The sequence below is a fragment of the Pseudomonas fluorescens genome (assembly GCF_019212185.1).
Classification (GTDB): domain Bacteria; phylum Pseudomonadota; class Gammaproteobacteria; order Pseudomonadales; family Pseudomonadaceae; genus Aquipseudomonas.
Map to the genome: position 1 here is coordinate 2,232,874 of NZ_CP078138.1, position 23,378 is coordinate 2,256,251.

Consider the following 23,378-nt stretch of genomic DNA (forward strand, 5'->3'; position numbering starts at 1 on the left):
GCCGCGGAGTTGAAAGACCCTGGGTTTGCGCGTTCTCAAGGAATAAGGATCAACCATGGATTGGCGTGCAAGGATTAAAGGTTGGCACATGATGACGGTTGGCGGCGCGCTGTATGGCGTGTGGCTGGTCATGGTGCTGACTGGCGCCGAGCATGCTGGCGTCGCCAGCAGCAGCGCATTTGTCTGGCTGTTTTTTGGTTATCTCAGGCGCGGCGATGAAAAGAAGCGCGCGGCGCGTGGGGACAAGCGGTCCTGATCCATTTGCCTCGATCAGCGGCCGAGCATGCGATCGATCACCGCCCATAGCTGCGGGTCGTTGAAGTCTTCAATCGCCAGGTGTGCGCCCGCCGCCAGCAGCGTTTCACGGCGCTGGCTGGTGACCAGGCCGACGGTGAAAATTCCGGCGTTGACCGCGGCGGTCAGGCCCGGGATCGAATCTTCAAAGGCCAGGCTGACTTCGGCAGCGGCATTCAAGCGCGCCAGGCCGGTCAGGTAAGGCAGAGGATCGGGCTTGGCGCGTGACAGTTCCTCGGCCACCACCATCTGCTCGAAGCGCGCTTGCAGGCCGAGGGCGTCAAGCATGTGCTCGGCATTGGCTCGGGGCGCATTGGTCACCACCGCTACGCCAATCGCCTGCGCTTCGGCGAAATCCAGCAGACGTTCCAGTCCGGCAATTGGCTTCAAGTGTGTCGACAACTGGCGAAACCGCGCTTCCTTGCGCTCGGCAAAGGCTTCGTGTTCGGCCACCGGGCGTTCGGGGAACAGGTAGCGGCACATGTTGACGTTGGCCTGGCCGCTGACATGGGCTTCGAACTCGGCTTTGCTGAATGCACGCCCGTCTTCCTCCAGCAAGAGCTCCTGAACGGCCTGCAAGTGCAGGGCATCGGTGTCGGTGAGGGTGCCATCGAGGTCGAAGAGCAAGGCAGTGAGCATGGTGCGATTCCCTTGGCTGAAGCGGTTAAGCGGGTGGGCAATCATCCTATACGAGGTCGGCTCATCTATGCTCGTCTCAGAGTGCAACAGCTGTCGCGAAATTAAACGCCGTCTCTGGTCAGTAATCCCCTCAAAATCCTCAGGCTTCCCCACAAAACGTTGATTTATCGAGGTATTCACAAGCTGGCACGCTCTGTGTATTGCTCGTTGCAGACGTTTCTCTTGCCTTCGCCGGCGATTCGCTCGCTGGCGGTAGAAACCATAAAAACGACCATTCCAACAATAAGAAAGCACCGTGCGAGGTTCGACGTTGATGAAGAGAAAACTCCGATCAGGCATGAGCGCCAGTCTCCTGGCGCTTGCCGCGTGTGCCGCTCTGCATGCGCCGCAAAGCATGGCCGCGCGTGATGCCCAGAGCATCCTCAAGGAAACCTGCCAGGGCTGTCATACCCCGGAAGCGGACAACGCCCTGAGCCGCATCAGCCACCAGCGCAAGACCCCCGAGGGCTGGCTGATGAGCATTGCGCGGATGCAGACCATGCATGGTTTGCAGATCAGCGATGACGACCGCCGCACCCTGGTCAAATACCTGGCCGATACCCAGGGCCTGGCGCCGAGCGAAACGGATGGCGTGCGTTACGCCCTCGAGCGCCGACTGAACACGGTCGAGCAGTTCGACGAGCAGACCAGTCAGATGTGCGGTCGCTGCCACTCCGGTGCGCGGGTGGCCTTGCAACGCCGTCCGGCCCAGGAATGGGAGCGCTTGGTGAACTTCCACCTCGGCCAATGGCCGTCCCTGGAATACCAGGCGCTGTCGCGGGATCGCGACTGGTTCGACCTGGCGCGCAAAGAGATGGTGCCGTTGTTGGCCAAGCGTTATCCACTGGACAACCCGGCCTGGAAAACCTGGCAGAAAACCGCGCCCAAGGCCGAGACCCTGGCGGGCGACTGGAGCTTCAGCGGCCATTTGCCGGGTAAGGGCGAGCTGGCGGGTGTGATGAGCGTCAGCAGCGAGGGCAACGATCAGTTCAAGGTCACGGTCAAGGGCCAGTACGCCGACGGCAGTCCGTTCAATGGCGACGGCAGTGCGATCCTTTACAGCGGCTACGAGTGGCGCGGCAACGTGACGGTCGATGGCGTGGTCATGCGTCAGGTGCTAGCGGCCAAGGGCACGCAACTGCAAGGCCGGATGTTCGAGGCCGAGCACGATGAGCGCGGGCTCGACTTCACGGCCGCCAAACACGGCTCCAGCCAGTTGCTGGCGGTGCAGCCGGGTTATCTGAAGGCTGGCACCGAGACTGAAGTGACCCTGATCGGCGCGGGTCTGCAAGGCAAGCCGGACTTTGGCAAAGGCGTCGAAGTACTGGAAGTCATTGCGCAGAGTCCTGAGCAGATCAAAGTCAAACTCAAGGCCGCCAGCGATGCCAAGCCGGGCCTGCGGACCGTCAGCGTCGGCGCGCTGAAAGGACCGAGCCTGTCGGTTTACAGCAACATCGCCGAGATCAAGGTAGTGCCCGCGTTCTCCGTGGCGCGGATCGGCGATGGCGGTGGTTCGACGCCGAAAGTCCAGGGCCGTTTCGATGCCGAAGCCTGGGGCAAGGGTGCCGATGGCAAGCCGTATCGTATCGGGGTGTTCCCGGCGCAGTGGAAGGTCGAGGCCTTCGACGAGCGTGCCAAAGAAGACGAAGACGTCAAGTTTGCCGGCACCATGCAGGCCGACAGCGGCGTGTTCACACCGGGCGATGCCGGGCCGAATCCAGCGCGCAAAATGTCCACCAACAATGCCGGCAACCTCAAGGTGATCGCCGCCGTCGACGATGGGGGCAAGTCCCTGACCGGCGAAGGTCAGATGATCGTCACCGTGCAACGCTGGAACAATCCACCCATTCCATGAGGCTGGCCCGACACGGTTTCAGACACTTTTCGGAATGACCGCAAGCCCCGCGTAAAGGGGCTTGCACAGGAGGTTTGCGATGGGCGCTATCTTGAATCTGGTCGAACGTAATCTGCACGAAGTGCAGGTCGATGCCGACCGCATGCTGTTTCACATCCCCAGCAGTTCGCTGTTCGCCAGCGATGAACTGACGGGCACCATCATCGATACGTTACGCGGCCCGGGCTGCTCGTCGGACGAACTGATCCGGCGCCTCGGCGCACGCTTCAACGGCGAGGAAATCAGCGAAACCCTGCGCGAGCTGATGGCCCTGGAACTGGTCAGCGACGGCTCGCCGCTGACCCCGGACATTGCCACCAAACGGGTCGAGCGCACGGCAATCAACACCGTGGTGCTCAACGTCAACACCGGCTGCAACCTGAGCTGCACCTACTGCTACAAGGAAGACCTCGACAAACCCTCGGCCGGCAAGAAGATGGACGTCGAAACCGCCATCGCCTCGGTGGAAATGCTCCTGCGCGAGTCACCGGACGAAGAGCGGTTTACGGTTGTGTTTTTTGGTGGGGAGCCGCTGAGCAATCGCAAGCTGATCGAGTACATGGTCGACTATTGTGAAAAGCGGTTTGCCGAGGCGGGCAAGTTCGTCGAATTCGTCATGACCACCAACGCCACGCTGCTCACCGAAGACACCGTGGACTACCTGAATGCCCACCGTTTCGGTTTGTCGGTGAGCATCGACGGGCCAAAAACCGTGCACGACCGCAACCGCATCACCGTGGGCGGGCAGGGTACCTATGATGTGGTGCGGCGCAAGGCCGAGATGCTCCTGTCGCGCTACAACAGTCGACCGGTGGGCGCTCGCGTGACCCTGACCACCGGGGTCACCGACGTCGAGACCATCTGGGATCACCTGTTCAACGAACTGGGTTTTGCCGAAGTCGGCTTCGCCCCGGTGACCTCTGGCGACATCAGTAGCTTCAACCTCAGCAGCGAAGAACTGGTGCAGGTGTTCGCCAACATGAAGGCCCTCGGTCGACGTTACCTGGAAGCAGCACTGGAGCATCGCAACATCGGTTTCTCCAACCTGCATCAGCTGATTACCGACATCCACGAGGGCCACAAGAAAGCCCTGCCGTGCGGTGCCGGGCTGAAGATGCTGGCGGTGGATCACAAGGGCGAACTCAACCTTTGCCACCGTTTCACCGGCTCGACGTTGCCGACCTTCGGCAACGTCCACAGCGGTGTGAAACAGATGGAGTTGAACGACTTCCTGTCCGAGCGCCTCGACCGCACCAACACCGGTTGCAACGACTGCAACATCCGCAACCTGTGTTCCGGTGGCTGCTATCACGAGAGCTATGCACGCTACGGCGATCCGACGCACCCGACTTACCACTACTGCGAACTGATGCGTGACTGGGTCGACTTCGGCATCGAGGTCTACACCCGGATCATGGCCAATAACCCTGCGTTCATCAGCAGTTACATCACTCCGCGCAAGGCTCACTGATATGAAACATCTCAAGGCAATCAATAACAAAGCGTTGAAGCTGGATCAGGCCGCGGACGAGAACCGCATCGAAGAAGTGGTGGCCATGAGCTCCGTGGCGGGGTGCGCATCGACCACCGACCCGGGTTGGGAGATCGATGCGTTCGGTGGCGTGTCGTCGCTGTGCCAGCCGATGGAGGCCGATCTCTACGGCTGCTCCGACCCTTGCTGGTGGCCAGCTCAGGTGCCGGACATGATGAGCACCTACCCGGACTGGAACAAGGATGCCCAGGCGTCCAACGACAACTGGCGCAACCTCGGCACTGTCTTCCCGAAAGACAAGTGATCAGATAACAAGAAGGATTCCAGCATGCACAGCATCAAAGCCTGCGGCCTGGCCGCGTTTGCCCTCTTGAGCAGCTGTTCGCTCAGTGTTTTGGCCGATGAAAACCTCGCGCTCAACGCTGGTCACGAATACATGGTGACCACCAATTACCCGAACAACCTGCACGTCATCGACCTGCAGACCGATACCCTGTACAAGACCTGCAAGCTGGCAGATGCGTTCGGCCCGGGGACCATCCAACTGTCGCCGGACCGCAAGACCGCCTACGTGCTGAACAACCACTACGCCGATGTCTACGGCGTCGAGCTGGACAGCTGCAAGCAGGTATTCCATGCGAGCATTACCCAGCAGCCGGGGGAAAAGGCGCGGTCGATGTTTGCCTTCACCGTCAGTCACGACGGCAAGGAGCTGTACACCATCGCCAACCCGACCCGCATGCTCAACGACCGCTACGAAGTCCAGGCGCCACGGCTTGATGTCTACGCCACCGACGCCGGTCAGGACGCCAAGCCGGTGCGCAGTTTCCCGGCGCCACGTCAGTTGACCATCATGCAGAGCGGCGATGACGGCACCTTGTACGTGGCCGGTGCGGATGTCTACAAGGTCGATGTGAAGACTGGCAAGTTTGACGTGCTGATCCCCAGCCGTCACTGGAAGCGCCCGAATTACAGTGCGCCGGACGTGCTCTACGTGTGGAACCAGCAGACTTACCGCCATGACTTCTCGCTGCTCTACACTGCGGCGAAATTCAAGGACAAGAAGCAGGACCCGGCCACCGCCGAATACCTCTACGGGCTATTCAGCGTCGATCTGAAAACCGGCAAGACCGAGACCACCGACTTCGGCCCGCTGACCGAAATCTACTTCAGCGGCATGCGCTCGCCGAAGGATCCGAACCTGATGTTCGGGGTGCTCAACCGCCTGGCCAAGTACGACATCAAGGAGAAAAAGATGCTCGGGGCGGCGACCCTCGACCACTCCTACTACTGCATTTCCTTCAACAAGGACGGCAGCAAGATCTACCTGGCCGGGACGTTCAACGACGTGGCGATCTTCGATCCCGAGACCATGAAGCAGATCGGCAGCATCAAGCTGCCGGGCGGCGACATGGCGATCACCACGGCGCAGATCTTTACCCGCTGATTGCTGCGCAGCGACCCCTGGGCTGCCCCGGCCTGTGACTCAGCGCACCGGGCAGCTCAGGTCACCTTCCTGGCAATCGAGATAGTTCTTGAATGCCGCCACGCGCTTTTCCGTGAGCTCGGCCAGGCAGCCGCTGTAGATCATCGGATAAACGCTGCCGCCCTCGACTCCGGAGGCCGCGAAGCTGCACTCGGCATCGCGGAACGCCACCCAGGCACGCTGGGCGCTGACCAGGCGTTTCTTGCTGTCAGGGTTGTCCTGCAAGCGGCTGTTGATTTGCTTGTACAGGGCGTTGAGCTGGCTGTCGGCCTGCTTGTACTGCTTTGCAGCGCATTCATTCATCGCACCTTGGGTGCTGGCGTTGGCGCAGTCATCAGCCTGGACAGCAGCACTGAGCAGCAACGGTGTCAGGGCCAGGAAATAAGCTAATCGCATAAAAAACACTCGCTTGAGAGTTGAGGATCAGGTTTCAGCTACCGGGCTTCGGTTGCCATTGCGCGCATTCGAGTAGATCCCGGTCGGCCAGCCACGGCACGGCATGGGAGATCCAAATGTGGGCCTCGGGCGTAGCGCCAGGGTCGTCATCCAGGGTCGCCACGCGGACAATCACATGGGGCTGGGCCGGGCGTTCGGCGATCAAGTGGCTGCCACAGCGTGGGCAGAAATGTCGCAGCTTGCCGGGCGAGGATTCAAAGCAAGCCAGCAGGTTCTCACCCCGGGTCCAGCGAAAGTGTTCACGCATTACTCCGGCGGTCGAGGCAAACGCCGCGGCGTGGGCCTTGCGACAGGTGTGGCAATGACAATGGCTGATGGGCATGTCGAGCTGATCGACTTCGTAGGCAATGGCCTGGCACAGGCAACTGCCGCGCAGTGGGCTCATGGTGTATTCCTTCACAGGGCTGATAAGCGGTCAAAAGTGGACGTTAACACTGTTGGCGGGGCGTCGCGCAGATCGGAACAAACCGCGCCAGATTCAGTCACATGGGGTGGATGCAGCAACAGGATTGCCGGTTCCGTTGTCCGCGCCTAGTGTTCACCACAGGAGGTGCCCCCATGCACAGTTCAGATCGTATCGAAAGAAAGATCCTGCTCAAGGTACCGCGTTCGACCGTGTGGCGGGTGGTGGCCAACGCTGAAGCCTTCGGTCAGTGGTTTGGCGTGGCGTTGGAGGGCCAGCGTTTTGTCGCTGGCGAGCGCACTCAGGGGCAGATTACCTTTAAGGGTTACGAACATCTGTTGTGGGATGTCCAGGTCATGCGGGTCGAGCCGGAGCGGGTATTTGCCTTTCGCTGGCACCCTTATGCGGTGGACCCGAACATCGACTACTCCAACGAGCCCACCACCCTGGTGCTGTTCGAGTTGGAGGACAGGGAGGGCGGCACTTTGCTGAAAGTCGTGGAGTCCGGCTTTGATAACATTCCCGAAAGCCGTCGCCTCAAGGCGTTTCGCATGAACAGTCGCGGCTGGGATGAGCAAATGAGCAACATCGAGAAGTACCTTGACCAATTCTGACCCCACCGTTTCGAGCACTGAATGTTTGAGCCGTATCTGAGTCAATGGCAACTGCAGGCCGATGGCGCGCCGATCATCACCCTGGGCAGCCGCCTGTTACCGGTGCGCTACCAGGGCAAGCCGGCAATGCTGAAGATCGCCTTGAATGATGAAGAAAAGTTCGGCAACCGGTTGATGGTCTGGTGGCGTGGCGACGGCGCGGCGCGGGTGTATGCCCATGACGGCGACGGATTGCTGATGGAGCGCGCCGAGGGTCAGCGGTCGTTGCTGCACATGGCCCAGCACGGCGAGGACGACGAGGCCAGCCGAATCATCTGTACCGCCGTGGCACGCCTGCACCTTCCGCGCTCGTCGCCCTTGCCGCCGCTGGCAAGCATGAAGCACTGGTTTCGCTCACTGCCACCGGCCGCTGCCAGCCATGGCGGGCTGCTGCGCCAGAGCCTGGCCAGCGCCGACTATCTGCTCGCCACGCCGCAGGATATCGTCGTATTGCATGGCGATGTGCACCACAACAACATCCTCGATTTCGCCGAACGCGGCTGGCTGGCCATCGATCCTAAACAGGTCACCGGCGAGCGCACCTTCGACTACGCCAACCTGATCTGCAACCCTGACTTGCCCAGCGCCAGGGACCCACTGCGGTTTACCCGGCAAGTAGCGCTGGTGTCGGAGGTTGCAGGGTTGCAACCTCGGCGCCTGTTGCAATGGGTGTTGGCGTTTGCCGGATTGTCCGCCGCGTGGTTTCTTGAAGATGACGATCGGCAGGCGGCGGACGCTCAGCTGGAGGTCGCCGGACTCGCTGCGCGGGCATTGGACGCCGGATCAGCCACCGGCAACTGACGCAGCCAGCTATGGCGAATGTCTTACACGCGCTGGTAGCAATGTCTTCTATTGCAGATTGGATCCGATGCGTAATCTACACCCATCAACTGAGCACAGGATGTACTCAGGATCATGGATGATCGGCCATTTGCAGGGAGTGCAGCGACAGGATGTCGTCATGGTCTTGAAAAACCCGCTTCGGCGGGTTTTTTTATGGCCGCGATAATCAGCTGCGGACGCTGGCAAGTCGCGCCGCCGCCCGTTCGGTAACCAGCGTGCGTTGCTTGAGCGAGTCGGCAGCCTTTAGCTTTGCCTGCTGCAGGACAGAAGCAGGGGCCGTGCGCGGATCGCCCGAGGCAAACGGCGGTGCCGGCGCGTACTCGAGTTGCAACTGCACCAACTGCGCGACGTCATCGCCATACAACTCGGCCGCCAGGTTCAAGGCGAAGTCGATACCGGCGGTGATCCCGCCGCCGGTCAGCAGGTTGCCGTCGCGCACCACACGCTCCTGCACCGGGATCGCCCCTTGCAGGCTCAACAATTCGTGGTACGCCCAGTGGGTGGTCGCCCGTTTGCCCTGGAGCAGGCCGGCGGCGCCGAGTACCAGGGCGCCGGTGCAGACTGAGGTGACGTAGCGCGCCTTGGCGGCCTTGGCCTGGAGGAAGGCCAGGGTCTGTGGATCCTCCATCAAGGGCCCGACGCCGCTGCCACCGGGTACGCACAGCACGTCGAGGTCCGGGCAGTCGGCAAAGGTCGTGGTCGGCTGGAGGATCAGGCCGGTGCTGGCGGTGACCGGGGCCAACTCCTTCCAGACCAGATGCACCTTCACCTCCGGCAGCGACGCCAGCACGTCATAAGGGCCCGTCAGGTCCAACTGCTGCACCTGGGGGAATACCAGAAAACCAATCTGCAAGGTCATGACATGCGCTCCTGCGTTCGCCTGTAAGCACCCGAAGTGGGTGGACGACTTGACTGTATGCCTCTAGGATTTGGCGTACACGCCAATCAGCCCTCGAATCCCGCCAATCATGTCGACGACCGCGAAAACCATTCACGTCCTGGCCTTTGCCAATACGCAATTGCTGGATGTCACCGGGCCGTTGCAAGTCTTTGCTTCGGCCAACGACATTGCCGCCCAACGCGGGCTGCCGGCACCTTACCAGCCGCGGGTGATCGCCGAGAACGGGGGCGCGGTGCTGTCTTCGGCCGGGTTGGCGATGCTCGCCGATCCGCTGCCGGACACGCCGTCCGATACGCTGATCATCTCCGGTGGCTGGGGTGTCTACGCTGCCGCGCAAAACCCGCAGTTGGTCGACTGGGTGCGCCAGCAGGCCATGCGTTCGCGGCGAGTGGCCTCGGTGTGCACCGGGGCGTTCCTGCTGGCAGCCAGTGGTTGGCTCGACGGGCGGCGGGTGGTCACCCACTGGAGCCGCTGCGAGCAGTTGGCGCAGCAACACCCGCAACTGCGCGTGGAGCCGAATCCGATCTTTATCAACGATGGCCCGGTCTGGACTTCGGCCGGGGTCACCGCAGGCATCGACCTGTCGCTGGCGCTGGTGGAGGCCGACCTGGGCCGTGCCATGGCGCTGGAGGTGGCGCGCCAGTTGGTGGTGTTCCTCAAGCGGCCGGGCGGTCAGTCGCAGTTCAGCGTGACCCTCGACCTGCAACATCAGGGCAAGCGCTTTGACGACCTGCACGCCTGGATCGCGGAAAACCTGCACCTGGATCTGGGGATCGCGGCGCTGGCGCTGCAGGCCGGCATGAGCGAGCGCAGTTTCATCCGCCACTACCGCGCCGACACCGGCCAGACCCCGGCTCGCGCCATCGAGCGAATCCGCGTCGAAACCGCGCGTCGTTTACTCAGCGACACCGGCGTGCCGATCAAGCGCATCGCCGTGCAGTGTGGTTTCGGCAGCGAAGAAACCCTGCGTCGCAGTTTCCTGCGGGCCATGGGCGTGGTCCCGCAGGTCTACCGCGAACGGTTTTCCCGTGAGGCTGTGTAGGGCGAACAGGAGCACAATGCCCTTTGCCAAGGGCAAACGGCATTGTGGTCGAAGGTCGGACTTGAACGTGCGTGGCGGGTTCGCCGGTTTAAAAAAGAGCCTCAAAGCCCTTTGATGGGGAGAAAGTAGAGCCGTTGAGGCTCAAGGTGCACGTAGAGCCAGCGGCGAGCTTGATTGGGGTTCAGAACACCCGCCGCTCACGCAACTGCTGGAGCAAACAGTCAGTTGCGTGGATTCATCGTAGGAAGGTGGCCGACCACACTCAAGTACCGCTAGTCGTGTGACAATAGCGCCCGGGCCCGGGCGTTGAGCCTGTTCACGCAAATGTTCATGACGCCGGTACTTCGCGTCTATTCTCAGGTTTCAGGCAGTGAACAACGCACCGGTCAAAGTGAATAACAGTCGCTCTTCGCTATTCTTCTGCAGTCTATAGCGGGACTTCTGAAGTGGGTCCTTCCGGTTTTGAGGGGACTTTTGGCGCCCCACGTACGGCCAGGGAGGCTGGGCGATGGCGGCAGTGGACAAGTGACAGCAATGGACACCAGAGCCGGACAAGCAGGGCGCAGTGCTGCGCAGGATTTTTTCGTGCAGACCCTGGAGCAGTGGGGCGATGCCGTAGTGGTGGTCGACGATCAGAGCCTTGTCAGGTTTTTCAACTCCGCCGCCGAACAGTTCTGGGGTCGCCCCCGGCTGGAGGTATTGGGCACTCACGTCGATACGCTGATACCCCTGGCTCTGAACGGCGATGCCGACAGCGCCCGTTCACGGGAGTTGGCGATTGTGCACCGGGACGGCGAAGAGCGCTGGGCCGCGATGTCGCTCTCGACCATCAGGTTGCAGGGACGCGAACTCGGCGCTTTCTTTCTCAAGGACATTACCGGCACTCGCCCGCAGGACAGTGAACAGCGGCTGCTGTCGATGTCGATCAATGCCAGCCGTTCTGCCACTTGCATCGTCGACGCGCATGCGCGCCTGGTCTACGTCAATGACGGGTTGCTGCAAATGCTCGGTTACGACGGTGCCGCGCTATTGGGGCAATCGCCGCTGATTTTCTTTGTCGGTGACAGCCACGCCGGAGCGGCGGAGCTGCCCGAACTGGCCCAGTTGTTCGGTGCCAATCCCCATGAAATCAGCGCGCTGGTCAGCAAGCGCAACGGCCAGCGGCTGTGGGTGCATGTGTCCTCGAGCCCGGTGTTCGATGCCGGTGGCGAGGTCGAACACAGCATCATGGTGCTGACCGATATCACCCGCTTGAAACTGCACGAAGTGCTGCAGGACAAGGTGGTCGGCGCGCTGTTGAACGAGCAGTCCCTGGAAAGTGTGCTGAGTCTGATGTGCCGGGAAATCGAGCGCATTGCGCCGGAAGTCATTGTGTCGATCCTCAGCGTCGACGCCGGTGGGATCCTGCACCCGCTGGCCGGTCCCGGCTTGCCTGCGGCTTATTCGCAGGCCATCGAGGGCCTGGCGATCGGGCCGTTCACCGGCTCCTGCGGCACCGCAGCGTTTCGTGGCGAACCGGTGCTGGTCACCGACATCGCCACTGATCTGCTGTGGGCAGATTACCGGGACTTGGCCGAGCAGTCCGGCTTGCGGGCTTGCTGGTCGATCCCCGTACGCAACAGCACCGGCCAGGTGGCAGCGACCTTTGCCCTGTACTTTCGCGAATGCCGTGGCCCCGATCCCTTGCATGCGCACCTGGTCACGGCAGGTACGCACCTGTGCATGCTGGCGCTGGAGCGGGAGCAGGCGCGCCAGGCGATTCGCAAGATGGCTTTCTATGACAGCCTGACCGGCTTGCCCAACCGCAGTTTCCTGCTCGGCAAGGCGCAACGCCTGCTGTTCGATGTGGCGCAGGAGCAGGGTGAACTGGCGGTGTTGTTTATCGACCTGGACCGTTTCAAGCAGGTCAACGACGCCCTTGGCCATGGGGCCGGAGACGAGTTGTTGCAGGCCATGGCGCAGCGTCTGCGCAGCGTGATGCGCGAGGGCGATATTGCCGGGCGCCTGTCCGGTGACGAGTTCGTACTGGTATTGCCCAGGCGCAATGCCACCGAGGTCACCCGCGAGCTTGAGCGCTTGCAACGGGTCTTGAGTTTTCCGGTCAGTGTTGCCGGCACCTCTGTGGTGTTGTCGGCGAGCATCGGCATCAGCCTGTATCCCGCTGATGGCCAGGACATGGAAAGCCTGCTGCAGTGCGCTGATATTGCGATGTACCAGGCCAAGCGGGTCGAGCGTGGCAGTTGCCGTTTTTACCTGGAGCAGATGAACCAGATCGCCCAGGAACGCTTGATCCTGGAAACCGCGCTGCGCATGGCGCTGGCCGGAGATGACCTGGAGCTGGCGTATCAGCCACAGATCAACCTGCACACCGGCGCCCTGGTAGGGGTCGAAGCGCTGGCGCGCTGGGAGCATCCGAGCCTGGGTGTGATTTCACCGGAGCGCTTCATTCCGCTGGCCGAAGAGTGCGGGCTGATCAATGAGCTGAGCCAGTGGGTGCTGCAAACCGCCTGCGGGCAACTGGCCGAGTGGCGACTGCAGGGCCTGGTTGTGCCGTCGTTGTCGATCAATCTGTCGCCGATCAATTTTCATGGCGTGAACCTGCCAACGCAGATTGCCCAGCAGTTGCAGCTTCACGAGTTGCAGGCATCGGATCTGTGCATCGAGCTTACCGAAGGGGTGTTGCTGTCCAACAGCGTGGGCACCGAGCACACCCTTGCACAACTGCATGCCCTGGGCGTTCGCCTGGCCATCGATGACTTTGGCACCGGCTATTCCAGCCTTGGCTACTTGCGCCATCTGCCCATCAGTGAACTGAAGCTGGACAAGAGTTTTGTCGATGACCTGGAGCGCGATGCCTCCTGTCGGGCCCTCAGTGAGTCGGTGATCGGAATCGGCAAAGGCCTGTCGTTGCTGGTGGTGGCCGAGGGCATCGAACACGCGGCCCAGTACGAGATTCTCAAGGAGCAGGGCTACGAGGTGGGGCAGGGTTTTTTCTTTTCGCTGCCGCTGCCATCCGCGGCGTTCATGCAGTGGTTGCGGGCGAGCCAGGGGCAGCCTCATGCCGTCAATACCGCGTCGGCTCAAGCTACGCTGGACTAGCCTCTATCAGTCACTGATATCGGTCAGCGTGATGTGCTGTCCGTCGCCGGCCTGAGGACTGGCGACGCCTTTCTTCTCCCGGCGCTCGTTCATCCAGTCATTGACTTGCGCACCGAACTCGGCAGGCGCTTTGCGCCCGAAGCGCCGGGCCAGGTCGAGAATAGTCTGCTGGGCGAGGGCTTCCTCCATGCGCTTCTGCGCAGTCAGCATGACTCCGTGTACCGCACAGGTGCCTTCCAGCGCCCAGGCCGGTGGCGCTTCTTCGAACAGCGCGCAGCGTCCACGGATTTCTCGGCAATCGAAGATCAGTTTTTTACCGTCGATGGCATTGACGATATCGAGGATGGTGATTTCGTCGGCTGGACGCGCCAGCTTGAAACCGCCGCGCACACCCTCGGTCGCCATCACCAGTTTCGCCTTGGCCAGCTTGGTGAAGATTTTCGCCAGATAGTCCTGGGGCACGCCCTGCAACTCGGCGAGATCGCGCACGCTGGCCTCGCGACTATCACCACCATCGCCCACCAGGAACAACAGGCAATGAATGCCATATTCCACGCCCGCACTGTAAAGGGACATCACCATCTCCGACTGAATGAGTCGTAAATTTTAGCGGGCGAGGGTGGGCTTATGCAATCAAGCAGATTGACTTAAAAGTCAGACGGAAATCGCTGATCCTCCGTGAACCTCTGTCGTTCAAGGGTTAGAGCCGCTGCGGTGGATTGATCAAGGTTTTCGATGGAAATCATCGAGAAAGGTGACTATTCAAGATTAACTACGACCAATAGAGTCGTAGTTATCGAGGCGGCTCGAACCCTTAATCCCTTGATTCACACCTGGAGCTCATAATGAAACAACACATCCTGGTTATCGGCGCTGGTTTTGGTGGGCTGTGGACGGCGCTCAGCGCTACCCGCCTGTTCGATCTGCACGGTCAGCGTGAGATCGCCGTCACCGTGCTGGCGCCCCAGGCCGAGTTGCGGGTTCGTCCGCGCTTCTACGAGCCCAACGCCCACCAACTGGCCGCGCCTCTGGGTGAGCTGTTCGACGCAGTGGGGGTGGACTTCATCAAGGGCGCCGCGCAGACCATCGACGTGCCGCAAAAACAGGTCGGCTACCGCGATGCCAATGGTGCGCTCCAAACCTGTAACTACGACAAACTGGTGTTGGCTACGGGCAGTGGCCTGGCACTGCCGAACACGCCAGGCGTCGCTGAGCACGCCTTCAATGTCGACCAGATCGAGCAGGCGGTGCGCCTGGAGAATCACCTGAAATCCCTGGCTGAGCGTCCCTATAGCAAGGCACGCAACACGGTGGTGGTGGCTGGTGGCGGTTTCACCGGAATCGAGACCGCCACGGAGATGCCGGCGCGGCTGCGGGCGATTTTCGGCGAGCAGGCCGATATCGAAGTGATCATCGTTGATCGCGGCGATAAGGTCGGTGGCTCCATGGGTGCGCAAATCGCCCGCTCTATCGCCGAGGCCAGCGAAGAGCAGGGTGTGCGCTGGCAGTTGAATTCGTCGGTGGTGGCCGTCGATGAGCAGGGCGTGGCCCTGGCCGATGGTCAGCGTATCGAAGCCAGCACCGTGGTCTGGACCACCGGGGTGCGCGCCAGTTCGTTGACCGAGCAGATTCCCGCTGAGCGCGATCATCTGGGCCGCCTGCACGTTGACGCTCACCTGCAAGTGCTTGGCCAACCCGACATTTTCGCCACCGGCGACGTGGCCTATGCCGCCAGCGATGACATCGGTAATCACGCGCTGATGACCTGCCAGCACGCCATCTCCCTCGGTCGCCACGCCGGCAACAACGTCGCGGCGCAAATTCTCGGTGTCGAGCCGATGCCCTACAGCCAGCCCAAATACGTCACCTGCCTGGACCTCGGTGCCTGGGGCGCGGTGTACACCGAAGGCTGGGATCGCCAGGTCAAGCTGGTGCGTGAGGAAGGTAAGGCGCTAAAGACCCAGATCAACACCCAGTGGATCTACCCGCCGGCGGCCAACCGTGAAGCGGCCTGGGCGGCAGCGGATCCGCTGATTCCGGTTGCGTGAGGCTGATCGCCAGCGAGTAGGCGTGCTTACTCGCTGGCGAACACCAGGGCCTTGAGCCCGCTTTGCGCGTCGATGTCGGGAAATTCCGGTGGATTTTCCAGGCGCTCGACAAAACGCAGGCTTGGGGCTTCGCGGGTGACACCGTCGATCAGGAAGTCCGGGCCGAACGCCGGGTCGTTCATGCACGCCAATACCGTGCCTTGGGGCGTGAGCAACTCGGGCAGGCGGCGCAGCACGCGCTGATAGTCCTTGGTCAGCAGGAAGCTGCCTTTCTGGAACGACGGCGGATCGATGATCACCAGGTCGTAGGGTCCGCTGTTGATCACCTTGCCCCACGACTTGAACAAATCATGGCCAAGGAAGCTGACTTTGCTCAGGTCGTGGCCATTGAGGCGATGGTTGTCGCGTCCACGACTCAAGGCAGCACGGGACATGTCGAGATTGACCACCTTTTCGGCGCCACCTTCGATGGCGGCCACCGAGAACCCGCAGGTGTAGGCAAACAGGTTCAGTACCCGTTTGCCCCGGGCATTGTCGCGTACCCAGTTGCGCCCATAGCGCATGTCGAGAAACAACCCGGCATTCTGTTTCTTGCCCAGATCGATGAGGTAGCGCAAGCCGCCTTCGGTCAGCGTCCAGTCCTCGACTTCCTCTCCCGACAGCCATTCGGTGGTGCTTTGTGGCAGGTAACGGTGTTGCAGCAACAGGCTGTGGGCGCCGCTGGCCTGCCATTCGGCCAATTGGCTGAGCTGGCGGAGAAGTTGCTGCAAGGCCAGCAGTTGTTCGGGCTCCGGCTCCTTGAACACCGCGACCAGCACAATGCCTTGCAACCAGTCGACGGTCAGTTGTTCCAGCCCCGGCCAGCAGCGGCCGCGCCCGTGGAACAGGCGGCGGGTTTCAGCGGGGGGCGTTGCCAGCGCGGTCAGCAGGTGAGCGTGCAGGGTGGCGAGGGCATCTGGGGTCATCGAGCGGGGCCGGTCATTCAAGGGGGCGGGAGTTTATCATTTGCGCAACGGCCGGTGCCGAACAACACTCAAGCTTCATCCCCGTCATCGGTCGCCGGCCGGAGCCTGTCATGAATGCTCGTTACCCCGTAATTTCGTTACTGGTTGCCTTGTTGGCCCTTGGCAGCTTGGGCGATGCTCATGGGGCCCAATACAAGTCGGTCAATCCGAAAGCAAGCAAGATCGATTTCAACTTCAAACAGACAGGATCGAGGGTGTACGGGACTTTCGGCGAGTTCAAGGCGAGGCTGGATTTCGACACGGCCAACATCGCGGCGGCCCACACTGAAATCACCATCAAGCTGGACAGCGTCGACGCCGGCAGCCAGGACGCCACCGATGAGCTGAAAACCCCGGACTGGTTCAACACCGAGATGTTTCCCATGGCGCGTTTCGAGTCGAGCAAGATCACCGCGCTGGGCGATGAGCGTTATCGCGTGGAGGGTCACTTGACGTTGAAAGGCGTGACGCGCGACATCGAAGCCGAGATGAGCCTGAAGGCCGAGAGCGGCATTGGCGTATTTAATGGCCAATTCGTGCTCAAGCGCGACGACTTCAAGATTGGCACAGGCTCGTGGGCCAATAGCATGGTGTCGAACGAGATCAACATTCACTTTCGGGTGGTCGCGCCCGAGCAGTGATGGAGGCTCGGGTCCGGGTGGACCCGAGCTGTTTCAGCCTTACGCGCTTAGCTGATGACGCGGTAGCACGGCACGTAGGCCGCGCCGCCTGGCAGCTTCATGCGGTGCTGGGCGACAAACGCCTGCAGCAGTTTGTCCAGCGGTTGCAGGATTTCCGCATCGCCGTGAATCTCGTACGGACCGTGTTCCTCGATCAGGCGAATGCCCTTGTCCTTGACGTTGCCGGCAACGATCCCGGAAAACGCCCGACGCAGGTTCGACGCCAGTTCATGGGCCGGCATGTCGCGGCGCAGTTGCAGGCTTGCCATGTTTTCGTGGGTCGGATCGAATGGACGCTGGAAGCCCTCATCGATCTTCAGCAGCCAGTTGAAGTGGAATGCGTCGTTGCGCTCGCGGCGGAACTGCTTGACCGCCTTGAGCCCGGCGACCATCTGCCGGGCCACTTGGGCCGGGTCGTCGATGATGATCTCGTAGTGTTTTTGCGCTTCCTCGCCCAATGTCGCGCCGATGAACGTGTGCAATTGCTGCAGGTAGGGCTCGGCACTGCGCGGACCGGTCAACACCACCGGGAACGGCAGGTCACGGTTGTCCGGGTGCATGAGGATCCCCAGCAGGTAGAGGAACTCTTCGGCAGTACCGGCGCCGCCCGGGAAGATGATGATGCCGTGGCCGACACGGACGAAGGCTTCCAGGCGCTTCTCGATGTCCGGCAGGATCACCAGCTCGTTGACGATCGGGTTGGGTGCCTCGGCGGCAATGATTCCCGGTTCCGTCAGGCCCAGGTAGCGGCCGTTGGTGATGCGCTGCTTGGCGTGGGAGATGGTCGCGCCCTTCATCGGGCCTTTCATCACGCCAGGGCCGCAACCGGTGCAGACGTCGAGACTGCGCAGTCCCAGTTCGTGGCCGACTTTCTTGGTGTATTGGTACTCCTCGGAGCTGATCGAGTGACCGCCCCAACACACCACGATCTTCGGTTCGACGCCCGGGCGCAAGGTGCGTGCGTTGCGCAGCAGGTGGAACACGTAGTCGCTGATACCCTGGGAGTTGCTCAGGTCGATGCGCTGGCTGTCCAGCTCGTTCTCGGTGTAGACGATGTCGCGCAGGGCGCTGAACAGCATCTCGCGGGTGCTGGCGATCATTTCACCGTCGACGAAGGCGTCGGCCGGTGCGTTCAGCAGTTCCAGGCGTACGCCGCGGTCCTGCTGGTGAATGCGGATTTCGAAGTCGCGGTAGGCTTCGAGGATGGTTTTGGCGTTGTCGACGTGGGCGCCGGTATTGAGGATGGCCAGGGCGCACTGGCGAAAAAGAGAGTAGATGCTGCCTGTACCCGCGGCGCTCAGCTGTTGGACTTCGCGTTGGGACAGTGTTTCCAGGCTGCCTTTCGGGCTCACCGATGCATTGATTACTTGTCTTGCTGTCATTCTAAATTCCCTGAGAACGATGATCGCGAGCCTGCTGGGCTCAATAACATCAGGATAGTCAGCGCCGAAGCGATCGTGCTGCGCCATCTTCCAGACGCACGCGCATGAATGCAAATCTGCGCGTCATGCGTCGCGCAGCAAGTCGTGGGCATTGAGCAGCTCGTAGGCGATTTGCGGGTGGTTTTCCAGGCCTCGGCGAATCGCTGCGGGAATCGCCTGGCGGGTTTTGCGGCACAGTCCCGGCTGGTCCAGCAAGCGGATGCCGATGCCGCGCATGCTCTTCACTTCGTGGAAACTGGGGGTGATTTCCACGCCTATGCCCAATTGCTCGCGCATGCGTTGTTGCAGGTGCTCGAGGTCGCTCAGACTCTTGAGATTTTCCAGGCGTTCGAGCAGGCGCTTTTCCTCCTGGCGGGTCAGGTAGAGGATGCGCGGGTCGGCGCCGGGCAGTTCGAGTAACGACTCGCGTCCGCAATCACAGGCGCCGGGGGGGCAGGGTTGGCGTATCGGCAAGGAAGCAGTCATGCCCTTGAGCATAGCCAGCGCGGGGCGCTTTTGCTTGCCTTGCCGGGTGAATCCTAGCCTTTGTTGGCGCTGAGGATGCTGGCCACCTGGCGCGGCTGGCAGTTGAGATAAGGCGAGGATTTCAGCCAGCGCTGGTCCGGATACCAGGAAAACATGAACTGACCGTCCTTGAGCTTGTCGATTACCTGGCGCGCCACCTGTGGACGTACTGCCGGGCAACCCTGGCTGCGGCCAATTCGGCCCTGGCGTTCGCTCCACAACGGATTCACATAGTCGGCGGCATGGATCACGATCGCCCGGTCACGCGCCAGATCGTTGAAGCCGGGTTCCAGGCCATCCATGCGTAACGAATAGCCGTGGGCGCCCTGATAGCTTTCCTGGGTGCGGAACAGGCCCAGGCTGGACTGGTAGCTGCCCACGCGGTTGGAGAATTGGGTGGCAAAGTTTTCCCCGGACATTTGCCCGTGGGCCACCAGGTCGCGCAGCACCAGGGATTTTTTACGCAGGTCGAAGATCCACAAGCGGCGTGCGGTAGAAGGTTGCGAGTAATCGATGACGGCCAGGTGCTCGGCGCGTTGGGCACCGCCGTTGACGGCACATTGCATGGCGCTCAGGGCGCTTTTTAACGCTTGGGGATTGAGTTCCGGGGCTGCGTGGGCGAGGCTGTTGTACAACGCCTGATTGCTGGTGCTGGCGGCGAATGCTGGAGCGCTGATGGCGCCCAGAGTGGTCAGGGCCAGGCAAAGCCGGCGCAAAAGGGTAAGCATGCGTAGAGAGTCCTCAATACTATCGTTGGCTCCCGACTTCCTGTCGCCCCCCGGCCACCCCGATATGGGCTAGCCTGAAGGCTTGCCGCAGCGGGTGCAGAGGTCGACCGTCAAATCGTGACGGCCATGGATTGGAGTAAAGCAGTTGTTCAAAAAGCACGCATATTACTTGAGCCTTTACCTGCTCGCAGTGCCATTGGTCGCGACTGCCCAGAATGAGCTGGCGGATCATGCCGGCCCTTTGCCATTGGCGGCCAGCCAGGTACAGGTCGATTGCCCCGGCCTCAAGCTGCGCCCGGATGCCTCGGCGCAGGCCTTGCTGCAAGCGTTTTACCAGCAGCAGGACAATCTTCCGGTGTGGACCGACGAGGCGCGTGTCAAGGCATTGCTCGGGCAATTCCAGTTGCTGGTCGATGACGGCCTCGATCCCGAACGCTACCGCTTGCCGCCAGCCGATCCGGTGGGCGGGCCGCTGTGCAGCGACATCGGCATCAGCCTGCGTTACCTGCAAGCGCTGCGTGAACTGCGCTATGGCCGCCTGCAGCAAAGCCGCTTCGAGCCGCTTTGGCACGCACAGCCACCGGCGCTGGATCGCAATGCCGAGCTACTGGCGATTGCCAGCCCTGGCCTGCATGACCTGGCAGCCGCCTTCGACGCCGCGCGCCCGCACCTGGAGCAATACCGCAGCCTGCGCCAGGTATACGCCGGGCAACGCCAGCAACAGCTGCCTCACTGGCCGTTGCTGCCGGACGGCCCGCTGTTGCGCCCAGGCATGCAGGACGCGAGGGTTCCCGTCCTGGCCCAGCGCCTGCTCAATGAAGGCTACCTGACAAATCTGCCAGCCAAGGTCGGCACCGAGTACAACGCGCAACTGACCAGCGCGGTGAAAAGCTTCCAGCTTGACCATTCGCTGCAAGCCGATGGGGTGATTGGCGCCGGCACCCTGGCCGAGCTGAACATCAGTCCAACAATGCGTCGCGAGCAACTGCGGATCAACCTCGAACGCTTCCGCTGGATGGCCCCGGACATGGAACCCGATGGCCTGCTGGTAAATATCGCCGCCGCGCAACTGACGGTGCTGCAGGGCGGCGTACCGGTGTGGCAAACGCGTACCCAGGTCGGGCGCGCCGAGCGGCAAACCCCGCTGCTCAAGTCCCACGTCACGCGTCTGACCCTGAACCCGACCTGGACCATACCGCCGACCATCATGCGCGAAGACAAGCTGCCGCAGATTCGCCGAGACCAGTCCTACCTCAGTCGAGGCGACCTGCAGGTGCTGGACCGCAACGGCAACCCGCTGTCGGCCGACGAGGTCGATTGGGACAATCCCGGCAACATCCTCCTGCGCCAGAGCGCCGGGCCGCGCAATCCGCTGGGGCAGATGGCGGTGCGGTTTCCCAACCCATTCTCGGTGTACCTGCACGATACGCCCAGCCAGGCGCTGTTCCAGAAAGGTCCACGGGCGTTCAGTTCAGGTTGCGTGCGGGTCGAACACGCCTTGCAGCTGCGCGACATGCTGGTGAGTCCGGCGGAACGGGTGCGCACCGACGAGCTGTTGGCCACCGGTCGCACCCATGAATTTCGCTTGTCGGCGCCGGTGCCGATCCTGCTCGGTTACTGGACGGTGCAGGCCGACAGCCATGGGCGCTTGCTGTATGCCCCGGACATCTACAGTCGCGACCCGGTGCTGCTCAATGCACTGGGCATCACCTTGTAGGCGCAATCAACGGCGGTGCTGGTCGAAAGCTTCGGCGAGGGTGCGCCAGATGCAGATCCCGAGGAAGTAGGCCGACATCGCCAGCCACAATCCCATCACCCAGGGATTCAGGCCCGGATGGCCGAGCACCAGTGACAGGCTGCAGAGCAGCCAGATGGCGGTGACGGCGATATTGATCGGCATGAAGCGGCGCACGCGAAACGGGTGGAGGAATTTCATCCGGGTCACTGTGAGCAACGCCAAGGCAATGATACTCAACAGGGTGACCCAGGCAGACGGGGCAATGATGTACAGGCTCAGGGCGACCACGTTCCAGGCAGCGGGGAAACCGACGAAGTAGTTGTCCTTGCTCTTCATGTTGACGTTGCAGAAGCAATACAGCGATGACACCAGGATCACCGAAGTCATCAGCAGCGGGGTGTAGGCGGGCAGGTCGATATAGCGGTAGATGAACAGCGCCGGGATGAACACGTAGGTCAGGTAGTCGATTACCAGGTCCAGCACCGAGCCATCGAACTGCGGCAGCACCGTCGACACATTGACCTTGCGCGCCAGCGAGCCATCCACGCCGTCGACGATTAGCGCCACGCCGAGCCACAGCAGGCAAGCCTTGGGCTGGTTGTCGAACAATGCCAGGGTGGCGAGGAACGCGGTGACCACGCCGGTCGCGGTGAAACCATGGGCACCCCAGGCTTTGAGCGTGGCCATGTGTCGAGTCGAGATCAAGGGCGTTCTCCAGCAAATGAAACGGACCAGCAACGAGCGCTAACCCGAGGTGGGTTGAACGTATCGACCGGAAGCTGCACGAGAAGGTTCACCGGGCGAGGTCTGCGGCGACCTCGCTGTTCCAGTAAAAATAGTTCATCTGCCGAGGGGCCGCCTTGCTGTGCAAGTGCGCAAGATCGTACAAGACAGCCGACAAGCGGGCTGGCACATTCAGTTCCCCTTTTTCCTGTTGTAGAACCCTATGTCCGAGACTCTTTTGCCGCGCAGTGCGTTCCTGCGCGGTGCCGCGGCGGTGATGCCGCTGTCCCTGGCGACGGCACCCTGGGGCCTGCTCGCCGGTTCCATGGCTATCGAAGCCAACCTGACCCCCCTGCAGGGCCAGGGCCTGTCGAGTATCGTCTTCGCCGGCGCGGCGCAATTGGTGGCAATCGGCATGCTCAAGGGCGGGGCGGGGATTTTTTCGATCCTGCTGACCACCTTGCTCCTGACTTCCCAGCATTTGCTGTACGGCATGAGCATGCGCCCGGTGGTGGCGCCGTTGCCGGGGCGCTGGCGGGTCGGCCTGGGCTTTTTGCTCACCGATGAGCTGTTTGCCCTGACCAGTCAGTTCGACCGTCAGCAGTTCAATCGCTGGTATGCCTTGGGCGTCGGGCTGACGTTCTACGTGGCGTGGAACCTGTTCACCCTCGCGGGCATCGTCCTCGGCAGCAGCATTCCCGGGCTGGAGCACCTGGGGCTGGACTTCTCGATTGCCGCGACCTTTATCGCCTTGATCACCCCGGTGGTGCGCAACATCCCGACGGTGGTCTGTGTCGCGGTGTCGCTGTTTTTCTCGGTGCTGTTCCACTACTGGCAGCTCGGCTCGGGACTGGTCCTGGCCGGGTTGCTGGGCATGAGCGCCGGGTTTATCTGCAACAAGTTTTCCGGAGAGCGCACATGATGGTCTGGGCAGTCATTGTCGGCATGGGTTTGCTGGTGTTCCTCAACCGCTACGTGTTTCTCGAACCGCGCCTGCCGGTACGCCTGAGCAGTAACGCGCGGCAGTTTCTCGGCTTCGCCGTACCGGGCATGCTGACGGCGATTTGTGGGCCGATCGTGTTCATGCCCGACCAGCAGTTGAACCTGCAGTGGGATAACCCCTACCTGCTCAGCTCGCTGGTCGCCATCGGCCTGGTGCTTTACACCCGCAGCACCCTGATCAGCATGCTGCTGAGCATGGCGTTCTTTTTTCTCCTGCGCTGGTGGTGGTAGGACGTCAGCCCGACGGTCATGGCGTAATTACCCGGCG

24 protein-coding genes are annotated in these 23,378 nt (G+C 61.7%); 14 read left to right on the top strand and 10 right to left on the bottom strand.

Annotation, left to right across the window (positions count from 1 at the left end; translation table 11 throughout):
* The first annotated feature begins 55 nt into the window (after window positions 1-55).
* Complete coding sequence (locus tag KW062_RS10065) at window positions 56-256, top strand: hypothetical protein (protein WP_146118221.1); 201 nt, start codon at window positions 56-58, stop codon at window positions 254-256.
* Window positions 257-270: 14 nt separating this feature from the next.
* Here the strand turns inward: KW062_RS10065 and KW062_RS10070 are convergent, their stop codons facing one another.
* Window positions 271-933, bottom strand: coding sequence for an HAD family hydrolase (locus tag KW062_RS10070; protein WP_105754768.1), 663 nt, complete (start codon window positions 931-933; stop codon window positions 271-273).
* A 313-nt stretch (window positions 934-1,246) separates the two neighbouring features.
* On the opposite strand from KW062_RS10070, the gene peaA reads away from it, so the two are divergent.
* The 4 genes from peaA to peaD all read left to right on the top strand — a co-directional run bounded on the left by peaA (window position 1,247) and on the right by peaD (window position 5,805).
* On the top strand, window positions 1,247-2,827 hold the full coding sequence (gene peaA, locus KW062_RS10075) for a quinohemoprotein amine dehydrogenase subunit alpha (RefSeq protein ID WP_027620708.1): 1,581 nt from the start codon (window positions 1,247-1,249) through the stop codon (window positions 2,825-2,827).
* Window positions 2,828-2,906: 79 nt separating this feature from the next.
* A complete protein-coding gene (gene peaB, locus KW062_RS10080; protein ID WP_105754757.1) occupies window positions 2,907-4,337 on the top strand; it encodes a quinohemoprotein amine dehydrogenase maturation protein in 1,431 nt (476 codons plus the stop codon).
* 1 nt (window position 4,338) lies between these two features.
* Window positions 4,339-4,662 (top strand): quinohemoprotein amine dehydrogenase subunit gamma, encoded by a 324-nt coding sequence (gene qhpC, locus KW062_RS10085; protein WP_008016081.1) that lies wholly within the window; start codon window positions 4,339-4,341, stop codon window positions 4,660-4,662.
* A 24-nt stretch (window positions 4,663-4,686) separates the two neighbouring features.
* Window positions 4,687-5,805 (top strand): quinohemoprotein amine dehydrogenase subunit beta, encoded by a 1,119-nt coding sequence (gene peaD, locus KW062_RS10090; protein ID WP_027620706.1) that lies wholly within the window; start codon window positions 4,687-4,689, stop codon window positions 5,803-5,805.
* 39 nt (window positions 5,806-5,844) lie between these two features.
* Here the strand turns inward: peaD and KW062_RS10095 are convergent, their stop codons facing one another.
* Both KW062_RS10095 and KW062_RS10100 read right to left on the bottom strand, forming a co-directional pair.
* Complete coding sequence (locus tag KW062_RS10095; protein ID WP_105754756.1) at window positions 5,845-6,240, bottom strand: lysozyme inhibitor LprI family protein; 396 nt, start codon at window positions 6,238-6,240, stop codon at window positions 5,845-5,847.
* A 34-nt stretch (window positions 6,241-6,274) separates the two neighbouring features.
* Window positions 6,275-6,685: a GFA family protein gene (locus KW062_RS10100; RefSeq protein WP_027620704.1), complete on the bottom strand. Its 411-nt coding sequence runs from the start codon at window positions 6,683-6,685 to the stop codon at window positions 6,275-6,277.
* Window positions 6,686-6,858: 173 nt separating this feature from the next.
* Here KW062_RS10100 and KW062_RS10105 point away from each other — a divergent pair, with 173 nt between their 5' ends.
* Window positions 6,859-7,317 carry an SRPBCC family protein gene (locus tag KW062_RS10105; protein WP_027620703.1) on the top strand — a complete coding sequence of 153 codons (459 nt, stop codon included), beginning with the start codon at window positions 6,859-6,861 and terminating at the stop codon, window positions 7,315-7,317.
* Window positions 7,318-7,338: 21 nt separating this feature from the next.
* On the top strand, window positions 7,339-8,157 hold the full coding sequence (locus KW062_RS10110; protein WP_105754755.1) for an aminoglycoside phosphotransferase family protein: 819 nt from the start codon (window positions 7,339-7,341) through the stop codon (window positions 8,155-8,157).
* A gap of 208 nt (window positions 8,158-8,365) precedes the next feature.
* On the opposite strand, the gene inhA is transcribed toward KW062_RS10110, so the two are convergent.
* On the bottom strand, window positions 8,366-9,058 hold the full coding sequence (gene inhA / locus KW062_RS10115; RefSeq protein ID WP_027620701.1) for an isonitrile hydratase: 693 nt from the start codon (window positions 9,056-9,058) through the stop codon (window positions 8,366-8,368).
* A gap of 109 nt (window positions 9,059-9,167) precedes the next feature.
* On the opposite strand from inhA, the gene KW062_RS10120 reads away from it, so the two are divergent.
* Together KW062_RS10120 and KW062_RS10125 are read left to right on the top strand one after the other, a co-directional pair.
* Window positions 9,168-10,142 (top strand): GlxA family transcriptional regulator, encoded by a 975-nt coding sequence (locus KW062_RS10120; RefSeq protein WP_027620700.1) that lies wholly within the window; start codon window positions 9,168-9,170, stop codon window positions 10,140-10,142.
* Window positions 10,143-10,676: 534 nt separating this feature from the next.
* Entirely contained in the window at window positions 10,677-13,241 is a 2,565-nt protein-coding gene (locus tag KW062_RS10125; protein ID WP_105754754.1) for an EAL domain-containing protein, read from the top strand.
* Between the two features lie 6 nt (window positions 13,242-13,247).
* Here KW062_RS10125 and KW062_RS10130 read toward each other — a convergent pair whose 3' ends face one another.
* Entirely contained in the window at window positions 13,248-13,817 is a 570-nt protein-coding gene (locus tag KW062_RS10130) for an RrF2 family transcriptional regulator (protein ID WP_027620699.1), read from the bottom strand.
* A 269-nt stretch (window positions 13,818-14,086) separates the two neighbouring features.
* On the opposite strand from KW062_RS10130, the gene KW062_RS10135 reads away from it, so the two are divergent.
* Window positions 14,087-15,289 carry an NAD(P)/FAD-dependent oxidoreductase gene (locus KW062_RS10135; protein ID WP_105754753.1) on the top strand — a complete coding sequence of 401 codons (1,203 nt, stop codon included), beginning with the start codon at window positions 14,087-14,089 and terminating at the stop codon, window positions 15,287-15,289.
* A gap of 26 nt (window positions 15,290-15,315) precedes the next feature.
* On the opposite strand, the gene KW062_RS10140 is transcribed toward KW062_RS10135, so the two are convergent.
* Window positions 15,316-16,254 carry a class I SAM-dependent methyltransferase gene (locus tag KW062_RS10140; protein WP_105754752.1) on the bottom strand — a complete coding sequence of 313 codons (939 nt, stop codon included), beginning with the start codon at window positions 16,252-16,254 and terminating at the stop codon, window positions 15,316-15,318.
* A gap of 110 nt (window positions 16,255-16,364) precedes the next feature.
* Here KW062_RS10140 and KW062_RS10145 point away from each other — a divergent pair, with 110 nt between their 5' ends.
* Window positions 16,365-16,934, top strand: coding sequence for a YceI family protein (locus tag KW062_RS10145; RefSeq protein WP_105754751.1), 570 nt, complete (start codon window positions 16,365-16,367; stop codon window positions 16,932-16,934).
* 47 nt (window positions 16,935-16,981) lie between these two features.
* Here the strand turns inward: KW062_RS10145 and ppnN are convergent, their stop codons facing one another.
* From ppnN to KW062_RS10160, 3 genes are all read right to left on the bottom strand, one after another.
* Window positions 16,982-18,355, bottom strand: coding sequence for a nucleotide 5'-monophosphate nucleosidase PpnN (gene ppnN / locus KW062_RS10150; RefSeq protein ID WP_105754750.1), 1,374 nt, complete (start codon window positions 18,353-18,355; stop codon window positions 16,982-16,984).
* A 123-nt stretch (window positions 18,356-18,478) separates the two neighbouring features.
* Window positions 18,479-18,880 (bottom strand): hypothetical protein, encoded by a 402-nt coding sequence (locus tag KW062_RS10155; protein ID WP_027620694.1) that lies wholly within the window; start codon window positions 18,878-18,880, stop codon window positions 18,479-18,481.
* Between the two features lie 53 nt (window positions 18,881-18,933).
* Window positions 18,934-19,647 (bottom strand): murein L,D-transpeptidase catalytic domain family protein, encoded by a 714-nt coding sequence (locus KW062_RS10160; protein ID WP_027620693.1) that lies wholly within the window; start codon window positions 19,645-19,647, stop codon window positions 18,934-18,936.
* Window positions 19,648-19,792: 145 nt separating this feature from the next.
* On the opposite strand from KW062_RS10160, the gene KW062_RS10165 reads away from it, so the two are divergent.
* The gene (locus KW062_RS10165) at window positions 19,793-21,364 is read left to right on the top strand and encodes a L,D-transpeptidase family protein (protein ID WP_105754749.1); all 1,572 of its coding nucleotides are present in this window, start codon (window positions 19,793-19,795) and stop codon (window positions 21,362-21,364) included.
* Between the two features lie 6 nt (window positions 21,365-21,370).
* Here the strand turns inward: KW062_RS10165 and pcsA are convergent, their stop codons facing one another.
* Window positions 21,371-22,090 (bottom strand): phosphatidylcholine synthase, encoded by a 720-nt coding sequence (pcsA, locus tag KW062_RS10170; RefSeq protein WP_027620691.1) that lies wholly within the window; start codon window positions 22,088-22,090, stop codon window positions 21,371-21,373.
* Window positions 22,091-22,331: 241 nt separating this feature from the next.
* Here pcsA and KW062_RS10175 point away from each other — a divergent pair, with 241 nt between their 5' ends.
* Entirely contained in the window at window positions 22,332-23,030 is a 699-nt protein-coding gene (locus tag KW062_RS10175) for an AzlC family ABC transporter permease (protein ID WP_027620690.1), read from the top strand.
* Window positions 23,030-23,341 (top strand): AzlD domain-containing protein, encoded by a 312-nt coding sequence (locus KW062_RS10180; RefSeq protein ID WP_177327289.1) that lies wholly within the window; start codon window positions 23,030-23,032, stop codon window positions 23,339-23,341. Before KW062_RS10175 ends, KW062_RS10180 begins: the two co-directional genes overlap by 1 nt.
* Window positions 23,342-23,378 lie beyond the last annotated feature (37 nt).

Excerpts from the sequence above, each read along its gene's own strand:
- KW062_RS10110 (WP_105754755.1), top strand. The coding sequence starts at position 7,339 with ATGTTTGAGCCGTATCTGAGTCAATGGCAACTGCAGGCCGATGGCGCG.
- ppnN (WP_105754750.1), bottom strand. The coding sequence starts at position 18,355 with ATGACAGCAAGACAAGTAATCAATGCATCGGTGAGCCCGAAAGGCAGC.
- KW062_RS10100 (WP_027620704.1), bottom strand. The coding sequence starts at position 6,685 with ATGAGCCCACTGCGCGGCAGTTGCCTGTGCCAGGCCATTGCCTACGAA.
- KW062_RS10105 (WP_027620703.1), top strand. The coding sequence starts at position 6,859 with ATGCACAGTTCAGATCGTATCGAAAGAAAGATCCTGCTCAAGGTACCG.
- peaD (WP_027620706.1), top strand. The coding sequence starts at position 4,687 with ATGCACAGCATCAAAGCCTGCGGCCTGGCCGCGTTTGCCCTCTTGAGC.
- KW062_RS10120 (WP_027620700.1), top strand. The coding sequence starts at position 9,168 with ATGTCGACGACCGCGAAAACCATTCACGTCCTGGCCTTTGCCAATACG.
- inhA (WP_027620701.1), bottom strand. The coding sequence starts at position 9,058 with ATGACCTTGCAGATTGGTTTTCTGGTATTCCCCCAGGTGCAGCAGTTG.
- KW062_RS10125 (WP_105754754.1), top strand. The coding sequence starts at position 10,677 with ATGGACACCAGAGCCGGACAAGCAGGGCGCAGTGCTGCGCAGGATTTT.
- qhpC (WP_008016081.1), top strand. The coding sequence starts at position 4,339 with ATGAAACATCTCAAGGCAATCAATAACAAAGCGTTGAAGCTGGATCAG.
- KW062_RS10175 (WP_027620690.1), top strand. The coding sequence starts at position 22,332 with ATGTCCGAGACTCTTTTGCCGCGCAGTGCGTTCCTGCGCGGTGCCGCG.
- KW062_RS10065 (WP_146118221.1), top strand. The coding sequence starts at position 56 with ATGGATTGGCGTGCAAGGATTAAAGGTTGGCACATGATGACGGTTGGC.
- KW062_RS10160 (WP_027620693.1), bottom strand. The coding sequence starts at position 19,647 with ATGCTTACCCTTTTGCGCCGGCTTTGCCTGGCCCTGACCACTCTGGGC.
- KW062_RS10180 (WP_177327289.1), top strand. The coding sequence starts at position 23,030 with ATGGTCTGGGCAGTCATTGTCGGCATGGGTTTGCTGGTGTTCCTCAAC.
- KW062_RS10135 (WP_105754753.1), top strand. The coding sequence starts at position 14,087 with ATGAAACAACACATCCTGGTTATCGGCGCTGGTTTTGGTGGGCTGTGG.
- KW062_RS10140 (WP_105754752.1), bottom strand. The coding sequence starts at position 16,254 with ATGACCCCAGATGCCCTCGCCACCCTGCACGCTCACCTGCTGACCGCG.
- KW062_RS10155 (WP_027620694.1), bottom strand. The coding sequence starts at position 18,880 with ATGACTGCTTCCTTGCCGATACGCCAACCCTGCCCCCCCGGCGCCTGT.
- peaA (WP_027620708.1), top strand. The coding sequence starts at position 1,247 with ATGAAGAGAAAACTCCGATCAGGCATGAGCGCCAGTCTCCTGGCGCTT.
- KW062_RS10095 (WP_105754756.1), bottom strand. The coding sequence starts at position 6,240 with ATGCGATTAGCTTATTTCCTGGCCCTGACACCGTTGCTGCTCAGTGCT.
- peaB (WP_105754757.1), top strand. The coding sequence starts at position 2,907 with ATGGGCGCTATCTTGAATCTGGTCGAACGTAATCTGCACGAAGTGCAG.
- KW062_RS10130 (WP_027620699.1), bottom strand. The coding sequence starts at position 13,817 with ATGTCCCTTTACAGTGCGGGCGTGGAATATGGCATTCATTGCCTGTTG.
- KW062_RS10070 (WP_105754768.1), bottom strand. The coding sequence starts at position 933 with ATGCTCACTGCCTTGCTCTTCGACCTCGATGGCACCCTCACCGACACC.
- KW062_RS10145 (WP_105754751.1), top strand. The coding sequence starts at position 16,365 with ATGAATGCTCGTTACCCCGTAATTTCGTTACTGGTTGCCTTGTTGGCC.